Origin of the sequence: Corynebacterium canis, from assembly GCF_030408595.1 — a bacterium.
GTDB lineage: Bacteria > Actinomycetota > Actinomycetes > Mycobacteriales > Mycobacteriaceae > Corynebacterium > Corynebacterium canis.
The window spans coordinates 1179103-1197904 of the sequence record NZ_CP047080.1; the positions used below are offsets into that span (position 1 = coordinate 1179103).

Below are 18802 nucleotides of genomic sequence, written 5' to 3' on the forward strand. Positions count from 1 at the left end.
TGCCCGAGCGCAGCGGATTCAACCAGTGAAAGGTGCAGGACATGAGCTTTTTCGAGGATATCGCTTCGGCGCTCGATGCCGATGGTATCGAGTCTCGGGTGAAGGGCGACACCATGTTCGTTCCCATTACCCGCGAGGTGGAGATTCAATTCGTGGAGATTGATCCAGACCTGCCGGCCGCCAATGTGTATATCGCGGCAGCCGATGTGGATGAAGACGATGAAGACTTCGAAGCTGTCCTCGTGTCCGTGGCGTTTTCCGTGGCCGATGCGGTCTCCGCCGTGGCCCGCCACGTGGCCACGGACCAGGTGGTTACCGTCCTGCGTGACCTGCTCGATGGCACCGACGAGCGCATCGCCGACCTGGCCTTTGTGCAGGACTGGGAGGATCCGAGCCTGGTGGTCGCCGAGGTGGGGCAGCATTCCGAAATCCAGGTGCTAGTGGAGGCGGATGGCGATGTGCCCGTGGCCGTGGTCACCTTTTCCGCCTCCGGGGAGGCGTACGAAGAGCTGGTGGATCAGGCCATCGCGGAGCTGTGGGAAGACGGCGAGGGCGAGGACCTGCCGGAGGATCAGCGCAACCTGTTGATTGCGGCGGCCGTGCGTGACGCCGAATTGGCCTCCGAAGAGGTGCTCGAATTGGGGTCTTTTACGGACTTTGATCGCCTGTTCGATGTGCTGGCATTGGCGGCGGATCAGGCCGACGATTGGGAGGCCCAACTCGTCCCCGTGGCCGACGGCGCGGGCTACGAAGATGAGTACGAAGACGACGATGATGACGAGGACTACTCGGAGCTCGAAGAAGTTTTCGATGAGGTGTATGACGACGAGGACGAAGACCTCGACGTGGTGGAGGACGATTAGCCCCGCCCCGCGCCCGCGCTACGCCGCCAGCTGGCCCTGAAAAAGCCAATAAGGCGAGGTCAGCGGGTGGAAGCGCGCGTCGAGGATAAGGTGAAAGGTCGGGGTCGGGGCGTCGATAAGCTCGTGGAGCGTGTGCGGTGCCAGGTCGGGAAGCATTGCGCGCACCCAATTGCGGGCGGTGCCGCGATCGCCGCCGCCGAGCACGCGTAATTTGAGCAAAAACGCAGGTGGATGCAGCAATGTTTCGTCGGGGCTCCAGGCGCGCAGCCGCGATGTGAGGTGTGGGGTGACGCGGCTGCGGGAGATTTCGAGCGTGAGGCGCGGCGTGCCGGGGAGTTCGATGGTCGGGGGGAGCCAATCGTGACGCGGTTGTGCTAACGAACATGGGTTCGCAATGAGGCTGGCGGCCGCGCGCAGCACGAGGGGCTGTTCTTCGCGCAGACGTGCGATTGCCTGGGCGGTGGTTTGCTGGGCTGGGCTGAGGAGGTGGCGCAAGGTGATCATGTAACGCACTGTAGGGGTCCGGGCTAACATTCGAACGCCTTATTCGAACACTTGTGCGTATGGAATGTGGGGTGCGGCGGTGGGCGAGTAGCCTGAACTGTGTGAACGATGATGCACAGCGAACGCCGATCCCACACCAGATCCGAGTATTGGTCGCGGCGGCGTTTATTATTTCGCTCGGCTTCGGGCTGGTCTCGCCGATCATCCCGCAATTCGCGCAGAGTTTTGACGTCTCCGTGAGCGCCGCGAGCTTTGTAATCTCCATTTTCGCAGCCACCCGGCTTATGTTCGCCCCGCTCTCTGGGCGGCTTATCGACGCGCTCGGATCGCGCTGGGTCTACCTCACCGGGCTCACCACAGTCGCCGTAGGCACCGGCGCCATCGCCTTCGCCCAAGCCTATTGGCACATCGTGGCGCTGCGCGCAATCAGCGGCGTCGGTTCGACCATGTTTACGGTTTCCGCCATGAGCCTGATTGTTCGAATAGCGCCCCCGCATATCCGCGGCAGGGCGTCCTCAACATACGCCACGGCGTTCCTGCTCGGCAGCGTTATCGGGCCGGTGCTCGGCGCCGTGCTCTCCGGGCTGGGCATGCGCACGCCCTTTGTGATCTACGCGGTGATGCTGATCCTGGCCACAGTGGTGGTGGCGGTGCGGCTCAATGCGCAGGAAATCAAAGGCGTGGAACAGGGCGACACCCAACCGCCCATGCGCCGCCGCGAGGCCTTCCGCGACCCGACCTATTGCGCGGCGCTTATCAGCGGCTTCGCCTTCGGCTGGTCCAATTTCGGCGTTCGCATAGCAGTTCTCCCATTGTTTGCCGCCGCTGTGTTCGATTGGGGCGGGGCGGTGGCCGGCCTTGCGCTCGCCGCCTATGCCGTGGGCAACGCCGTGACGCTGCAGATCTCCGGCGATCTGGCCGATAAGATTGGCCGCCGCCCGCTGATCATCGGCGGGCTGATTGTAAACACCCTGTTCACCGCCTGCATCGGGTTTAGCGAGCATTTCGCCGTGCTGCTCGCGGTGTCCGTGGCCGCGGGCGTGGGGGCCGGGCTGATGAATCCGGCGCAACAAGCCACAATCGCCGATATCGTGGGCAACCATCGCGCCGGCGGACGCGTGCTGGCCGCCTACCAAATGGCACAAGATTTCGGAGTGATCGTGGGGCCGCTCGTGGTAGGCATGATTGTCGACGCCCACGGCTTCCGCCCCGCCTTCCTAAGTTGCGGCTTAATTGGGCTCACCGCAATCCTGGTTTGGATTTTCCTCGGACGCGAAACCGCCGGGCGCGCGGCGGCGTGAAAGATCGGGTTTGGTGGGTCTGCGGATGGCGCGGCGCGGGGCGTGGTGAACGGCGTGGTAAGGGGCGAAACTTGGTAGGGTCAGAAGCAAACCTACTTCTACAAGAAGGCGGGTCATCGGAGGGACGTACAAAGTTTTCGTACCTAGGTTGAGGCGACATTCTCACAAGCCCAAGGAGCATCAATGAGCGCTGACCAGCGAGTAAAGATATATTTCAAATCATTACTCCACGAACCGGATGCGGCCGGATTCTTTGTCCCCTCGGAAGATTGCTGGGCCGAGCCGGTCCACGCCGACGAAGCCGGCGGCACCTACCTAGTGAAAAGCGTGGGCTTTGCCATGCCGTTCAGCATCGACGATATCGTCCGCGCCCAGCTCAACGATGAAGGCCTCCTCCAAGTGGTAGGCATCGAACGGCTCACCCCCGGATGGGTGGCATGGATCGGGCTGCCGCCCGGGAGCGGCGAAACCCGCATCAACACCCTTCTGGACCGCATTGGGCGAAGCTACGTGGCCGCCGAGGGCGGCGAGGATGTGCTCCGCATATGCTGGGACGAAGACTTTAGCCGCAAAGAGCTAGAGCAAATCTTCAGGAAAAACGCGCACCGGATGAACGGCTACATGTTCTTTACCGTCGAACAACGTGCCGAATTGCTCCAAGAGGCCGTGGACATGAACCTGGAAATGAACCAGCCCGTGAAAACCGACTACTGGGCCGCCGACGACCCCGCCTGGCGAGGCCTCGGCGTGGACACCCCCGAATTCCTCGCCCGCGTCCAACGCCTCGTGTACGAAGATCCCGCCATCCTGGCCACAATCCGCATGAACCGCCAAGCCGACGTCCTCGCCTGGCTCGGACCCCCGCAACTCGACGAATCCGGCAACATCATCCCCCTGCCCGAACTGGTGGAACCCTGGCCCGGTTTGCATTAGGGGTGCTGGTTGGGGGGTGTTGGTTGGGGCGTGTTGGCTGGGGGTTCGGGGTTCGGGGGTTCGGGGGTTCGGGGGTTCGGGGGAAGGTTGTGCCCAATATGTGCGTCTGCTTGGGTGTTTTGGGGTGGCGGGGCTTTGGTGGAAGGCTCCGGCGGGCGCTTTTGGGCTGCGGATTTTAGGCGGCGGGGCCTGCGCTCAGATCGCATCGCTTGCAGGGCCAGATTTCCGCCCCAATTTGGGGGTGATTTGTCCGGGTGGTGGCCCTTGAGTCCGCCCAAGGCGCGGCAGACCCCTGCTGAAAATAGGTAGCGCACTTCACATGAAATTTTTTACACACGAAACGCGATTTCTGTGTAATTTTCATACGCGCTAGGCCGCCCAGGGCTGCCGGCGCGATATTTTTTACACAGATTTCTGGATTTTGATGTAAAAAATATCGGTAGACACCGTTCAACTCTGGGCGTGCAGATAGGTTGCCCGCTACGAATCGCACCACCTTTTCGTCACAGTGACGTAATTAGGCCATGGCGTATATCGGGCGGGCGAATTGAAGCCTGCAGCGGCGTTATTTAAGTTGAGTGCAAAATTGTAGCGAGCTACGTTTCTGGGAATGCGATTCGGCTCCGCTCAGGGCCACACTTCCGCAAAATCAGATATGTATCCATATCGATTGCGGCCAGATGTGTTTCCATTTCTGTCGGAAGCTCTGCAGCCGAACGCTCCGGTGTGGGGCATGTGGATGTCATGGTGGGTAGCGCCTAGAAACCTTGGTGATGCGCTGGCAAAACGGGCTTAGGCAGGCTTCGGGGATGGGTTGTGTGCTGCGCATGAAGTTTTTTACACACGAAACGCGATTTCTGTGTAATTTTCATCGCGCCAGGCCGCTCAGGGCAGTCGGCGCGATATTTTTTACACAGATTTCTGAATTTTGATGTAAAAAATATCGGTAGACACCGTTCAACTCCCGCTGTGCAGATAGGTTGCCCGCAAGGAATCGCACCACCTTTTCGTCACAGTGACGTAATTAGACCATGGCGTATATCGGGCGGGCTAGTTAAAGCCCGCAGCGGCGTTATTTTACTTAAGCGCAAAATTGTAGCGAGCTACGTTTCTAGGCCATGACTTGGCTACGGTCCGTCCGTGCCATCTCTCACGAAACTAGGTATATATGCATATCGGGATAGCTGCTTATCTTTTCAATTCCGCCATCGGCTCTGTGGCTGAGCACTCCGCCCTGCAAAAATGTCGCGTTCAAGACGAGCTTTTAAGGCATTTGTGGGCGCGGGCCGCGAGCCTTGGGTTTGGCAGGGGAGCGGCGCACCTTACGAAGCGCCTTGCGAACCGGTCGCGTCCGCTAGCTTGCCGTGTCCTCCGTGTATAGGCACCCCGCTACGTCATGCAAATCCGCAGGTTACGGCCGAATCCTTGGGGTAAATAGTGTTCACCATCACATTTTCTAGTGAGTTTTCCGGCGGCTTCGAATATGGTGATCGGCAAGAAGTAAGCGTGTTACCGATCACAACTTTAGGGAGCGTGTTATGTCTCGCACTATTCACCATTTTGTTCACGGACAGTCCCAACCGGGCCGCAGTGGAAACACCGCCGATGTGCTGAACCCATCTACCGGCAAGGTGCAGGCGGTTGTCGATCTCGCCACCACCGAAGAAGTCAATGAAGTCATTGCTGATGCCGCTGCGGCGCAGCGAGGTTGGGCCGCGACCAGCCCGCAAAAGCGTATCCGTGTGTTGATGAAGTGGATTCAACTGATCAACGAAAACATTGACGAAATCGCCCGTACGCTGTCGCTCGAACACGGCAAGACGTTCGAAGATGCAAAGGGAGATGTGATTCGCGGTCTGGATGTTGTGGAGTTTGCGCTCGGTGCACCCCACGCGCTGAAGGGCGAGTATTCGGATTCGGTGGCCACCGGCGTGGATGTGTATTCGATGCGCCAACCGCTGGGTGTTGTCGCAGGCATCACGCCATTCAACTTCCCAGCGATGATCCCGCTGTGGAAGGCCGGTCCGGCGCTGGCGGCGGGCAATGCATTCATTTTGAAGCCGTCGGAGCGGGATCCGTCCGTGCCGGTGCGCCTGGCGGAGCTGTTTATCCAGGCTGGCGGCCCTGCGGGCGTGTTCAATGTGGTGCACGGCGATAAGACTGCGGTGGACGCACTGCTCGATTCGGATGTCGTACGTGCGATCGGTTTCGTTGGCTCCACGCCGATCGCAAAGTACATCTACGAGCGGTGCGCGGCCACCGGTAAGCGCGCCCAGTGTTTCGGTGGCGCAAAGAACCACATGCTGATCCTCCCGGACGCTGACCTAGACCAAGCGGCAGATGCGCTGCTGGGCGCGGCCTACGGATCGGCCGGCGAACGTTGCATGGCTATCTCTGTGGCCGTGCCAGTGGGCCAGGAGACCGCAGACAAGCTGCGCGAAAAGATGATCGAGCGGATCGGCACCCTGAAGGTGGGTCATTCGCTGGACCCAGAGGCAGATTACGGCCCGCTGGTAGCCCAGTCCGCGCTCGACCGGGTACGCGATTACATCGCCCAAGGCGAGGCGGCCGGGGCGGATCTCGTGATCGACGGCCGCACCCAAGGCGCAACCGACGACACTTTCGACGGGGAAGATCTCTCCGGCGGTTACTTCATTGGCCCCACGCTCTTCGATCACGTCACCACCGATATGAGCATCTACACCGATGAGATTTTCGGCCCCGTGCTTACCATCGTCCGGGCAGATACCTTCGAGGAAGCGCTCGCCCTGCCCAACGAACACCAGTACGGAAATGGCGTGTCCATCTTCACCAATAACGGTGCCGCCGCACGTGAGTTTGCAAACCGGGTGCAGGTGGGCATGGTGGGCATCAATGTGCCCATCCCGGTGCCGATTGCGTACCACACCTTCGGCGGTTGGAAGGCCTCCGGCTTCGGCGATCTGAACCAGCACGGCCCGGATTCCTTCCGTTTTTACACCAAGACCAAGACTGTGACTAGCCGCTGGCCCGTGGGCAAGGCCACTGGCGCCGAGTTCACCATGCCCGTCATCGGATAGCAAAAGGAGAGGAGCTAGACCCATGAGCACCCGCACGATCGCGTTTATTGGTTTAGGAAACATGGGCGGTCCCATGGCCGCCAACCTAGTCGCCGCTGGCTACACCGTACAGGGGTTCGATGTCACGGAACCCGCCAAGGAAGCCGCCCAAGCGGCCGGCGTGAAGGTGAAGCAAAGCGTGGCGGAAGCCGCCGAAGGGGCGGACGTGGTAATCACCATGCTGCCCAATGGCAAGCTCGTTGCCAGCGTGATGGAGGAGGCAATCGCCGCCCTCACAGCCCCCGCACTCTTTGTCGATTCCTCCACAATTGCCGTCGGTGAGGCGCAGGCGAATGCCCAGACCGCCGCGGCCGCCGGGCACCGGTATATCGATGCCCCAGTCTCGGGCGGGGTGGTCGGAGCGGCCGCCGGAACGCTCGCATTTATGGTCGGAGGCGCCGCCGAAGACGTGGCCACAGCCGCACCTATTTTCGACGTCCTGGGCCGCACCGTCACCCATTGCGGCGACGTAGGCGCGGGCGCGGCGGCGAAGCTCTGCAACAACATGATTCTCGGGATCCAGCAGATCGCCATCGCGGAAGGCATGGTGCTTGGCGAACGCCTCGGCCTTACCCCGCAGGCATTCTACGATGTGGTGTCCAATTCCACCGGCGCCTGCTGGGCCCTCACCGTGAACTGCCCCGTACCGGGCGTGGTCCAGGGCTCGCCTTCCGAAAACGATTTCCGCCCCGGTTTCGCCACGGATTTGATAGTCAAAGACCTCGGGCTCGCCATGCAGGCGGCGGAAGCCACCGGCACTGAGGTTGCGATGGGAGCGCAAGCTGCGCGGCGTTATCAAGCATTGTCGGAGGCGGGCTACGGCGGTAAGGATTTTGGGGTGATTATTGAGGCGGTGCGGCAGAACCATCAATAATTGACTGCAAAATTTCCGAATAATAGGCCACTAATTGTTCGGAAGGGAAACGTCGAAAATCCGCATCCCCAACTCGGCGCATGAGCGAAACGCCGGTTAATAATGAAACCGCAGCCTGGGCGCGCAGCTCCGGCGACGGGTAGGGGTGCGGCGCCTCCCGCTGAATCCGCGTGCTAAGCACCTGGAGGATATCCTCCTTAATCCGCTTACCAATTGCGCTCAATGAACCCTCTGAACCGTCCGTAATGGAAATAGTTCGGATCATCGAATAAGACGCGGTTACCGGCGCCGTTAAAGTTTCACGGATGGACGTTTCCCCTAAATGCTGGAACGGTCCAGAAAATAGTGCCGCCGCGGACGGCGTAAAGTCCAATGTTTGCTCAAACAGCTGCTCCTTATTAATAAAGTGCTTAATAATCAGCGGCGGACTCACCCCGGCAGCCTGAGCAATATCCTTCAGCGAAACCCCGGCAAATGTGTGGGTGCTAAAGAGGTCACGAGAACACTCCAAAATCCGGGTTTTTGCATCTTTCTCAGGCTCCATGACCGAAATCCTACTGAAAAACCCACCTTTTGAAGGAGTCATCCGTGATTCTCCCACTGCTGGGCATTGTCCTGTCCCTGTTTGCCCTGATGGCGCTGGCGTACCGCGGGCATTCCGTGGTCATTGTGGCGCCCATTGCCGCGCTGATTGCCGCCGTGTTTTCCGGTGCGCCGCTGCTCGCCTCATACACGCAGATCTTTATGCCGGCGCTCGGCAAGTTTATTGTGAGCTTCTTCCCGCTGTTTCTCGCCGGCGCGATTTTTGGCAAATTGATGACGTCCTCCGGCCTAGCCACGGACCTCGCCCAAGGCATTTCCAAATTGTTCGGCCCGAAGCGCGCCATGTTGTCCACGGTATTGGCTACGGCGTTGCTGACGTATGGCGGCGTGAGCGCCTGGGTTGTCGCTTTCACTATCGTCCCCATCGCTATCGAACTGTTTCGCGAGGCCGGCATTCCCAAGCGGCTCATGCCCGCCGCGCTTGGCCTGGGCACGATCACCTTCGCCCTAGCCGCGCTTCCGGGCAGCCCGCAGGTGCATAACGTGATCCCCACCAGGTATTTCGGCACGAATAGCTACGCCGCCCCCGTGCTCGGCCTGATTGGCGCCGCCGCGATGTTTATCCTTGGCATGGCGTGGCTACAGTACCGGATTCGTCGCCTGCACGCCGCCGGTGAGGGCTTCCTCCCGGAGGGGCTTGACGACGCCCCGGGAGCCACCACGTTCCACAAAGACGGCGTTGACCTCGACGGTACGGTAGAAACCGAGATTCATCATCCCGCTACCGGCGGCAATATCGCGGTGCGTGGTTTGCTGGGTTTGCTGCCCATCGCCGTGGTGATCATCATGAACTTCCTGTTCCTGTACGTGCTGGCCGAACGCCTCGATTTCTCCTACCTATCCGAAGAGAAGTTCGGTGGCGTAAAGCTCGATCAGGTGATCGGTGTATGGTCCGTTGTGGTCGGCCTCACCACCGCCATAATCCTCATCTTTATCATGAAGTTCCGCATGGCCGGGGAGCTGTTCACCGACCTTTCCGATGGCGCGAAGAACGCCGTCCTGCCCGTGTTCACCACCGCCTCCGAGGTGGGCTATGGCGCGGTGGTTGCCTCCCTGGCCGCCTTCGCCGCGGTCCGCGAGGGCATATTCTCGCTTACCGATAACGTCCTCGTGGTATCCACCCTCTCCGCAGGCGTGATCTCCGGCATCACCGGTTCCTCCTCCGGCGGCCTTTCCATCACCCTCCAGGCCTTCGGCGAGCAGCTCAAACAAATGGCCGTGGAGCAAAACACCAGCCTCGAAGAGCTGCACCGCATTACCGCCATGGCCTCCGTGAGCTTCGACTCCCTTCCGCACAACGGTGCGATTCTCACCATGCTGATCGTCTGCGGCATGACCCACCGCCAATCCTATAAGGACATTGCCGTAGTCACCGTAGCAATCCCGCTGCTCGTGGTGCTCACCCTCCTGGCCGGGCTGGCGGCGACGTAGGGGAGGGGTGGTACGGAGACGAAGAATACCTAAACTGCGAGATCGAGAGGAAGATCTGAGATATCTCTGAGTCGTTCGCCGTCAACCAGGTTGTGTAAAGTCTGTATGGCTTCAGAATTATCACTTTTAATTGTCGCTTCGAGTAGTTCTTCAAGGGCAAAGTGATAAACTGTGTCTAGGTCGCCGGTACCTAATGCAAGTGACGCAATACGAGACGGTGATGGTTCACCGGTTACGACCGCTATATGCGGAGTACGACCTTTCCGGTTGCGAATGATATTTAAAGCCTCGGATCGTGCGTTTTGCGCTCGATCCGAACGCAATGTCCACTTACATGAAATAACGGCATGGACTATGGGCGATTTCTGATTACTCATGCGGATGGGTGATCTATTGCCAGCTAGAGCATCAACGATCAAATCTCTTTTATTGATCGTATCATCTAAGACTGGATTCCTAAGCACGAGGACGTCCGGTGATATGTCATAGCTGTTGCCGAGCGCTGCCGTCAAGGTTGGATCTTTTTCGATGGCATTAGCTAGAGCTATTAGATGCCTGTATGGTACGTATCTGCCGAGATGGTACTCACTTCTACTATTGCCAAAGTTTTCCACTTTCCAGTCACCGGGCCGGATAGAATGGAGTGCTAAAAAGGAACTTTCCAAAAAAGATTGAACTGCAGATTCAAAAATCCTTCCAGCGCTTTGCCCGGAGATCTTTTTTTGTACTTTATGGGCGCCTAATCTATTGGCAATATCCAGGGCAGTTTCTCGTGAAAATCGTTGCGACGAATCTGCATTGGAAGCTACACCGTTTGAATCAATCACTAACAGCTGCTGGTCCACAATGTCCGCGTGGAACTCTTTACGGGCCCTAGTTAAAATAGCATCCATTACAACTACCCCGTTATCCGGTGAGAGCCTGAACCATGCTCGCGCCAATGGCACGTGCGACGGGAGGAGGGAAGGCGTTTCCGACCTGCCGGTATGCATTAGTTTTCGCGCCGATAAACTGCCACGAGTCTGGAAAACCTTGTAAACGTGCAACCATTCGCACTGTCAAACGTGGGTTGCCTTGAAAATCAGCTTCCGGGGCTTCGAGCGCTATGGTTCTGCCATCAACTCCCAGATCTAGCCAGGCCTTTCGAGCTCTAGTCGGGCCTAAATCCGGACCTCCATGCTTTTTAGAACCACCGACGATCGTGGGAGCGATCTTGTCGGCTTTTTTCGCCCACTCATCAGCAAGAAGCCAACCACGTGCGCTCATCAAATCGTGTAGAGCTTCGCCAACTGTTGGCGGGGTTAAACTAATTGGATTGGGAAAAGCATAGGATGTAGCCATACTACTAGGAAGTCCAACAGCGACCACACGAGGCCGCAACTGGGGTACCCCGTATTCTGACGCGTGAACCAATTGCCACGCTAAAGTGTATCCTATTTGCTCGAAAGCTTGATTAACTTGATTGCGATATGCGTCGAATTTCCTATCCAGCAGCCCGCGCACATTCTCAATCAACACTATTCTTGGCTTAATTATTCGAACCAAAGAGATCATAGCAGGAAAAAGATCGCGCTCGTCCTCTGAACCGAGTTGTTTACCTGCAACAGAAAAGGGAGGACACGGTACGCCACCAGCAACTAAATCAACCCCTTGATACTGCTTAGCTGAGGTTAATATCCAAGAATTAATGTCTTCCTCGTAAATGTTCCATTCGGGCCGGTTGGCGTTAAGCGAGGCGCAAGCGTGTTTATCAATCTCAACTGTAGCTACATGATGAAAGCCTGCTTGTTCCAAGCCCAGAGCTTGCCCGCCTGCGCCGGCACATACCTCTATGGAACTAAATTTAGTTGATACAATCGATTGTGGGTCAAATGTTGGAGTGTACTGTAATTTCGTTTGCATTGCTGCTTCCTATTTGCTTTCGAGTAGAAAGCGAGCGTAGTGACGCGCGCTAAGCGCATTGTAGCTTAATAGCCTGTGATGCGGCTGAAATATCTGGTATGTAATCTGGTCAAGTTTAAAAAGTTTTCAATAGACGATCTAGAAGCTCTTTTTGTACTGAAAGCGCACGTACGTCGTCTTTGATAAGATTCTTGCTACGAAGCTTTTCTGCAAAATGCTCGCGGACAACCTTAATCGACGTTTCAATAAGAGAATCCAGATGGTTTGCAGTGTGGACATCATCCCATTTGGTCTTCGACAGTTTTTTGGCTAAAGAAGAATATGTTTGAGGCCTAGCGTCGTCCTGAGCGTAACAAGCCTTGAGGTTTGGGTAAAACTGGACTGCAGTTAGCATGCAGATATGATACTTCGCAGCAGTTATGCCCTTGACTGAGGTTTTTTGCTGTCTGAATTTGGCTTCAACTTTATAAGTTATCCATGAAGCAAAATAGTATAGGGATACATCAAAGTTCTGCCATATTTTTGAAGCCCGATTGCGGAGTTGATTTGGTGAGCCAATGGATTTGGAGGATTCGCCGAATATGCAGGCCGCAAAGGCGCGATTGATTTGATCAGTATTAAAGTTGCGGACTCCTGCGACTTCATTATCAGTCTGTTTGTCACCGGACGACTGTCGACTGTAACGCAAACCTGAAGGTCCAGATTGTTGGAAATATTCCTCGACCCTCTTTGCTTGTTCGCTGCTGCCTTGAATATCTGCATCGGTAATTGGTGACTGCCAATTCGTTGCAACAGTAATTTCAGCGGTTGTTTTCGAATTATTGGTGCAAATTAACTTTAGTGGAACAAAAATATTGTCGAGGGTTTTTTCGCTATCGTTGCTTTGCCAAACGTCTTTCGCGAAACGCACTAGTTGATGGCATGTTTGGCATCCATTTACGACTTGGTAGTCAGAAATGGTAAAAGCGTTGGCAATTCTATCTATCTTTCTCGTAATTAAAGTGACCCCGTTGTTTAAAAGCGGGAACATTGATGTTCTATTTGACGTTAAAGTGCCGTAAATAGCCGCATTAACGTCATTATCATTTCCGAGATTTAGCCTTACGTTATCTGTAAATATCTTTTCCCTCATCTCCTGTTCGGACGTGAGAACCTTCATCAACTCGCTTAAAGGAATTATTCCGATATAGGCTTGCGAGACGTTTTCGTTGCGGGTATGCTCGTCAAACGGGATTGATTGTTGTGTGCTGAACGTGAATTGAACATTTTGAGGGCCAAGAAACTCTCTAGCTTTATTATAAAGTTGACTTTCCCCGTGTAACGAGCATGTTAAGTCTTCTTGATAAACTTGAAGGTTTTTGATTCGAGTAATTGCGTTGATTATCTGTTGATCTTTTTGAACGTTCTCGTCTTGGTGCTGCGCGGTGGTAACGTAGTAAAGCTCGACCGGTATATTCTTGTCCCGGAATTTGTCTATGTTAATAATTGCTGCAAAAAGTATGTTTGCCGTCTCGTGCAAACCAGACTCTAAGCCGTCGATAGGGTTGTCATTTAAAAGTTCGCAAGCGGCCCTTGTGACAGATTCTACTCCGTGAAGAAATCGAGCGAGTAATTTGACATCATAGTTACTAGATGTCTTCGCTTGAATGAAAACCACTTTAATACTATTACTTTGACGATCTCTGATCGCCGCTTCCAACTCCTCCCTGTCGGTTACAACGTCTTCGTTGACAATTACTGCGGCTATATCTATTCCGCCGTCTGGCTGTTGGATGACTACATCATCGACTGATTGATATGCGTTAGGAAGATACTTTCTGAGGTAGTTGTATGCGACGTATTTTTCAAAAAGAATAGGTAATTCACCTGTAAATCCGGAGTCTTTTCCGAATTTAATTATTCTGTGCTTTGTTAACGGATCCATTAGCTATCCTTTTGTTAGGTGCGAGCGGTTTAAACCGAATAGGTCTTAGTAGTCGCAAGACGAACGGAAAGTGATAAAGGTCGGTCTAATCCAGTTTGATGCTGGGTCATTACACTAGCTTAGAAGCGGAATTGTGTCAATTCGCCTTGTGATCTTTGTATACGGCCGAACTCACAACTTAGTTTCGTTGTCTTTGCTTTTTATCTGTTTCATTTAGTTTAATGTACTTGTCGCAGATATGCGGCTTGATCTCGAGCAACCCGTGGATACCGGACTATACGAGTACCTGACGTCGCACTAGGTGGCGGTTTTGGCCGCGGCTGACGATACCCGGTGCCGCGATTTTTCGCTAGGAATGGCCACTGGCTCAATGATCCGATCGTAGATTTCGGCCGCGACCTTGTGAATATCAGCTGCATAGCTGTCGCGTTGGTTGTGCTGGGATCCAGTGATGCCATCTTGTGAGAGCAATTCGGCGATGGGTGCGTGTGCGTCTTGCGCCCGCGCGGGCATGGACGCCATCTCTGGAATGTGGCCAAGCAAGTAATCGCCGTGCTTGGCACCCAGGCTATCCGCGATCGTGTTTGCGGCAACGCCGAATTTGCCACGGAATAGCTCGTAGGCGCCGACGAGGACTTCGTTGCCGTCCTTTTTCCGCTTTTTGTATTCCTGCGTGGTGTAGCCCAGGTAGGTGAGATTGCGTCCGGATTCGCCATGTAATCGCAGGGTGCGGAGCTTTTCCTCGATATTGGTGTTATATCGTCCCCAACTGTTCTTATTGGCTTCGACCATTTCGCTGTATTCAACGGTCCATTCGGTAAACCAGCGGGAGAGGTTGCCAAAGGCGTGGTAGCTAAACAGATCGGTGGAAGTCGGGGTTACAAAGGCATCGCAACCGAGCAAAACGGTGCGGTTAAATGGGCCGAGGCTGGGCCCGACGTCGAAAAAGATGACGTCGTAGCGGTCCGCATCCTCGAGGGCAGTGGCGAGTTGGCCCGCCCAGTGGACGCGCCGGAAGTCACCCGTCTTGCGGCTTAGCGCATTGAACCACGCCTCACTCATCACGTCTTCGATTTGGGAAAGCATGGGGTGCCCAGCCAACACGTCTACTTTGAAGCGTTTGGATCGAATCGGCTGGATTTCCGCGTTAATCGTGGGTTCGCCTTCACGCAACGGCACGAACAGGGAGTACACGGTCTTGTGCAGCGACGAGCGCAATGCTTCATCAACGTTTCCGGTGCTGCCGTAGATTTCTTCGCACTGCTTGGTGGTCAGCATCAATTGGGTGGCATTGCATTGCGGGTCACAGTCGACGTACAGCACTCGTTGGCCTCGCTGCGAGAAATAGTGGGCCACGTTGGTGGAAATCGTGGTTTTGCCCACGCCACCCTTGTTATTAAAGAAGCTGATGGTCCGGATGCCTGATGCCATTGTCTGGGTTTCCCTTACGCTCACCACAGGGTATTTAAGTATTTGTTCAGAATAAGATTAGACCACCTTTTGTGTAGTGTCATCTTGACCCCAGTGGAAAGGAACCCGGACTTAGTTGTGCTACAACTTTGCCGACCGTTCGCCACTGTATTGCGCGCAAGCATGCAGAAACGAAAACCGCCGCCCGCCCCGAATGTTACGGGGCGAACGGCAGTTTTGGTCGAGTTCGGTGTTAGCTTGCTGTTGCCACCGAGGCAAGGAAGCTGTTGAAGATCTCTTTGACGCGAAGCTCCAATTGCTCGTCGTTCAACGTGTCAAAGTCGATGATTTCGGTCCAGCGACCAAAATGCACCATCACGCCGCGCAAGTTGTCCTGACGGGACAGCGGATTATTGGCGTATTCGGAGAACCGAGAAATGTGTTCTTTCGCGATTGCCTGCGCAATGCGCGGGTTGCCGCCGAAGGTGGTGCGGTCCAAAATGGCGGAGCATTCGTTGTCGCTCAATACGGCATTGATGTCCGACCCGAAGGTGAAGCTACGCCACCAGGCGCGGCGGAATACGTTCCGGCGGGATTGTCCGAGCCAGGCGTAGTACTCCGGGTTTCGGTCGCGGTTCGGGTAGCGCCATTTCGCGACGTCGGGAAGCAATACGAGCGTGAAGTAGTTCCACACGAGTTCGTCGGCGGCCTGCGTCGGCAGCATGTGCATGTTCTCGTACAGGTAATTGCCTACCTCGTAGTCGAACACGGTCATGGATTGCTTGTCGCCACCCTTGGGGTAGCCGTGCTTGTGCGCGATCTGCCGCACACCGTCGCGCAGCTTGAGCAGGTATTCGTCCGGAACCGGGTTGGAGCAAATCCCGTCAAAGTGCGCAAGCGGGTGCGCGACGTCGTTATTTTCCTGCAGGCGCGCAATGGACTTGGAGATCGTCTGCCGCGCGAGCTCGATGGCGTGGGCGCGGTCGAGGAGCTTGTAATAGAAATACGATTCGGCGGGATTGTTCATTTCTTGCTCTTTTGAGAATTGAAGAAGTGCGCTTGGATTCGGGCGTGGATTTCGCCTGGGTTTTGTTCGTAAATATTCTTCGTTTCCTGGAGCGGTTGCTCACCGAAGATGGCGGTATGGATGGACAACAGCTTTTCCGCGAGGGTACCAATCTCGGTGATCTCCGGGTCCAATTCATCCGGTTCAAATAGCAACGCATGTACGATCAGCTGGCTCACCACATCCGTGTTTAAAAACGCGCGAAAGTCCTGGCTGTCCAGCGATTTCGGGTCGGCGAGGTAATCCTCCACGCGCTTATGCATGGTATTGAGCTGTAGGCGAATCGCCGCGCTGGCATGCCGGTGCAGATGCCGGTCCACCTCCAGTTTCCACATGGCGGAGGTCGGCTCGATGCGCGCCTCCTTGAAGTTGATTGCGCTCAGCGGGAATTGGGTTTCCGGGTTTTCCAGGTTCACGGACATTGTGGCATCCCACAGCCGGGAGCCCGGGTACTTCGGCGCCAGCGTCGGTTCGTGGGCGTGCGGGTTTTCCAGCAGCACCACGGAGATGCGGAAGCTGACCGTTCCGCCGATTTCGGTGCCAGGCAGGTTGATCTTCAGTGTTTGTTTACCATCCACCACCTCTTGCACATCGGTAGCGCCGTGACGGCCGGTTTTTGAGGATTTCCACACGATTGCCGCACCGACGCGGGAGGCGGGGCTGTCGGTAAGCGGGTCCTCGTCGGGCAGCCCGGTTTCCTTGAGCACGCGCGGCAAGTCGACGGCAATGGTGATGGAAGCCTCCACCGGGGTTTCGTACGTCCAGGTGCTTTCGGCGCCATCGTCGGTGTAGGCGACGGGCTCGCCATCGACCATGATTTCATAATCCACGAGCCGGATAGCTTCCGCCGACGGTTGACGGAAACCAAGGCAAATGCGATTAGCCATTAGTTGTCCTCCTGTTCTTCACCGCGCATGATGGGGGCGGAGTTCGCTTCGGTGCTCACGTTCAGCATGATCGCCGTGTTCTCTGGTTGCAGGAGGGCAATGTAGCCTTCCCAACTGTCGTCGGTGATATTGACCAAGGTCTGTTGCGGGGCGTCGGCCTGCGCGGCCAGCTTCTCCCAATCCAGCGTCGGGTCGTACGGGTCCACCCAGCCGAGCGGCATGGCGAGGGAAACGCCTTCGCCGCGTTTGGTGTAGCGCTTGCCATCCACCACCGAAACCGGGTGAATCTGCAGCGTAGCGCCGTGCTGGGCCGCCGCCTTGCTCAATTTGGCGGTTACCTGGAACACCACGACGGTGCCCCGGCTGGTCACCTCCATCGTTTCGATATTTGTGGAGGTAGCAATGCCCGCGCGCGGAGTTTTCTTTACCGCTGCAGCGCGCGATTGCGGTTGCTTTACCTTTGGCGTGCGCCCGCCGGTCCCGTCGGAGAGAATGCGGCCGAGGTCGTGGGAGAGTTCCACAATAGCCGGGCTGGATACGGATTTAATAACCTTGATTGTGCTGGGCGTGAGCTCCTTAATGTGGTCGCGCAGCCGCATAAACGCCACCTTCACGGGGTTGGTGCGGCGTTGCTTAGTCTTGCCCTCCTGGAAGAAGCGCGGGTCGGACAAGTCGACGGTTTTGGGGTTCCATTCGTCGTGCGCGGGTGGCTCACTCGCCGCGAAAATTCCGTCCAAGCTTGTCGACGCCACGAACACACCGCCGTAGCCAGAGCCCACCGCTCCCTTGGGGCCAACCCAGTAGTCCACAACCATGCGCGGGTTGCGCATCAATGCGATGTGCCGATCGTAAGACTCGCCGGCGGTGGTGCTTTCCTCCGGAATGCGAGACAGCCGGTACAAACACAATTTGCCTAGGTACTCGGCGGGACGCTTGGAGATGATATCGCGCATTCGGTAGCGCGAGGACCCCGTCCATTCGTCGGTGATCTCATGGTATTGCGGTTCGGGGTGTTTGATCAGCTCTTTGTAGGCGCGGACGATATGGATCAGGCCTGGGTCCTCCATGGGATCGGGGATGGTCACATCTTCGCCGCGGTTCTTCACCACGAAGTTAAGCGGGCCCATGTTCTTGTGCTGCACCACCATGTGCGGCCACGCCCACTTGGTCAGGGATTTGGCGATATTGTCCATGCAGTACTTGGTCAGCGCATCGTCGTCCATTTCGGAATCCGCCGGGGCCTCGAAGGCCGGGTCGAGCACGGCCACCGAGGTTCCCGTTGGGCGATGCTCGGTGAAATGCTCGTCCATGCCAAAGGCCGTGGCCAGCTTGTCTGCCTCTTCGCCGACGAATGGTTCGGCGAAATCGCCGCCGGTAACACCATCGGCCTGCACGCCCCACCAGTGGCGGCCCGTGAAATTCAGCTCATCGATGTGGAAGGCTTCGCTGATCGCCATGGCGATAAAGCGATTGACACGGTTGCCTTCTTCGTCGCGGGTTCGGGTGTACACCAGGACGGCGTTGACCTTGCTGGCGTCGAAGAACACGCCCTTACCAAAGCCGTAGGTGCCGCCGCCCACGGCCTTATCGGAGCTGCGGCCGATATTGCGGATGAAAGAAACAAAATCGTCTTTGCAATCCACATGGGTGGCAGCGGAGGTTGGTCCCTGGAGCCCGCAGGTTCCAGAGTCGGAGACCACGATAAGGGGAAGGTTGTCGCGTTTCAGGAATTCACCCAGGGAGTCTTCTACGCCTGTGAGGTCTTCGCCGAAGAACTCGCGAAGCTGTGTGACAGCTGGTTCATCGAGGGTCTTATAGTCGATGGCAAAGGTGACGCCGTCGGTGTGGCCGCCGGTGTCACGCGCATCCCAACTGTTCTGCAAAGTTTCTCGGGTGAACATTTCCCAGCGATGTAGGTTCGGACGCCCAAGTGCCTTTTTGGTCGATGTACCGTATGTACTTCCGGAATCACCGAAAGGTTCCTTGTGGTGAAAGACGTTAAGCAT

Annotated in this window: 15 protein-coding genes; 6 read left to right on the top strand and 9 right to left on the bottom strand. The window is 56.4% G+C overall.

What is annotated here, in order from left to right; genetic code table 11:
• Positions 1-41 precede the first annotated feature (41 nt).
• Positions 42-863, top strand: coding sequence for a hypothetical protein (locus CCANI_RS05230; RefSeq protein ID WP_146323248.1), 822 nt, complete (start codon positions 42-44; stop codon positions 861-863).
• A gap of 18 nt (positions 864-881) precedes the next feature.
• Here CCANI_RS05230 and CCANI_RS05235 read toward each other — a convergent pair whose 3' ends face one another.
• On the bottom strand, positions 882-1367 hold the full coding sequence (locus CCANI_RS05235) for a hypothetical protein (protein WP_146323249.1): 486 nt from the start codon (positions 1365-1367) through the stop codon (positions 882-884).
• Positions 1368-1468: 101 nt separating this feature from the next.
• Between CCANI_RS05235 and CCANI_RS05240 the strand changes: the two genes are divergently transcribed.
• The 4 genes from CCANI_RS05240 (at position 1469) to mmsB (ending at position 7573) form a co-directional block, all read left to right on the top strand.
• Positions 1469-2668 (top strand): MFS transporter, encoded by a 1200-nt coding sequence (locus tag CCANI_RS05240; RefSeq protein WP_246118145.1) that lies wholly within the window; start codon positions 1469-1471, stop codon positions 2666-2668.
• Between the two features lie 183 nt (positions 2669-2851).
• Positions 2852-3601 carry a hypothetical protein gene (locus tag CCANI_RS05245; RefSeq protein WP_146323251.1) on the top strand — a complete coding sequence of 250 codons (750 nt, stop codon included), beginning with the start codon at positions 2852-2854 and terminating at the stop codon, positions 3599-3601.
• Positions 3602-5139: 1538 nt separating this feature from the next.
• The gene (locus CCANI_RS05250) at positions 5140-6660 is read left to right on the top strand and encodes a CoA-acylating methylmalonate-semialdehyde dehydrogenase (RefSeq protein WP_146323252.1); all 1521 of its coding nucleotides are present in this window, start codon (positions 5140-5142) and stop codon (positions 6658-6660) included.
• Positions 6626-7573 (top strand): 3-hydroxyisobutyrate dehydrogenase, encoded by a 948-nt coding sequence (gene mmsB, locus CCANI_RS05255; RefSeq protein ID WP_484037934.1) that lies wholly within the window; start codon positions 6626-6628, stop codon positions 7571-7573. The genes CCANI_RS05250 and mmsB overlap by 35 nt, the downstream gene beginning before the upstream one ends.
• Here mmsB and CCANI_RS05260 read toward each other — a convergent pair.
• Positions 7542-8117 (bottom strand): TetR/AcrR family transcriptional regulator, encoded by a 576-nt coding sequence (locus CCANI_RS05260; RefSeq protein ID WP_186750010.1) that lies wholly within the window; start codon positions 8115-8117, stop codon positions 7542-7544. The two genes, mmsB and CCANI_RS05260, sit on opposite strands and share 32 nt — an antisense overlap.
• 44 nt (positions 8118-8161) lie before the next feature.
• Between CCANI_RS05260 and CCANI_RS05265 the strand changes: the two genes are divergently transcribed.
• Complete coding sequence (locus tag CCANI_RS05265; RefSeq protein ID WP_146323254.1) at positions 8162-9607, top strand: GntP family permease; 1446 nt, start codon at positions 8162-8164, stop codon at positions 9605-9607.
• Positions 9608-9636: 29 nt separating this feature from the next.
• Here CCANI_RS05265 and CCANI_RS05270 read toward each other — a convergent pair whose 3' ends face one another.
• From CCANI_RS05270 to CCANI_RS05300, 7 genes are all read right to left on the bottom strand, one after another.
• Positions 9637-10500 (bottom strand): NgoMIV family type II restriction endonuclease, encoded by an 864-nt coding sequence (locus CCANI_RS05270; RefSeq protein ID WP_146323255.1) that lies wholly within the window; start codon positions 10498-10500, stop codon positions 9637-9639.
• 13 nt (positions 10501-10513) lie between these two features.
• The gene (locus CCANI_RS05275; RefSeq protein WP_146323256.1) at positions 10514-11509 is read right to left on the bottom strand and encodes a DNA cytosine methyltransferase; all 996 of its coding nucleotides are present in this window, start codon (positions 11507-11509) and stop codon (positions 10514-10516) included.
• A 115-nt stretch (positions 11510-11624) separates the two neighbouring features.
• Positions 11625-13433, bottom strand: a complete 1809-nt coding sequence (locus CCANI_RS05280) for an AIPR family protein (RefSeq protein ID WP_146323257.1) — start codon at positions 13431-13433, stop codon at positions 11625-11627.
• Between the two features lie 297 nt (positions 13434-13730).
• On the bottom strand, positions 13731-14852 hold the full coding sequence (locus CCANI_RS05285) for a ParA family protein (RefSeq protein ID WP_146323393.1): 1122 nt from the start codon (positions 14850-14852) through the stop codon (positions 13731-13733).
• A gap of 244 nt (positions 14853-15096) precedes the next feature.
• Positions 15097-15870 carry a DUF6339 family protein gene (locus CCANI_RS05290; RefSeq protein WP_146323258.1) on the bottom strand — a complete coding sequence of 258 codons (774 nt, stop codon included), beginning with the start codon at positions 15868-15870 and terminating at the stop codon, positions 15097-15099.
• Positions 15867-16796 (bottom strand): hypothetical protein, encoded by a 930-nt coding sequence (locus CCANI_RS05295; RefSeq protein WP_146323259.1) that lies wholly within the window; start codon positions 16794-16796, stop codon positions 15867-15869. The genes CCANI_RS05290 and CCANI_RS05295 overlap by 4 nt, the downstream gene beginning before the upstream one ends.
• The gene (locus tag CCANI_RS05300; protein WP_146323260.1) at positions 16796-18802 is read right to left on the bottom strand and encodes a hypothetical protein; all 2007 of its coding nucleotides are present in this window, start codon (positions 18800-18802) and stop codon (positions 16796-16798) included. The genes CCANI_RS05295 and CCANI_RS05300 overlap by 1 nt, the downstream gene beginning before the upstream one ends.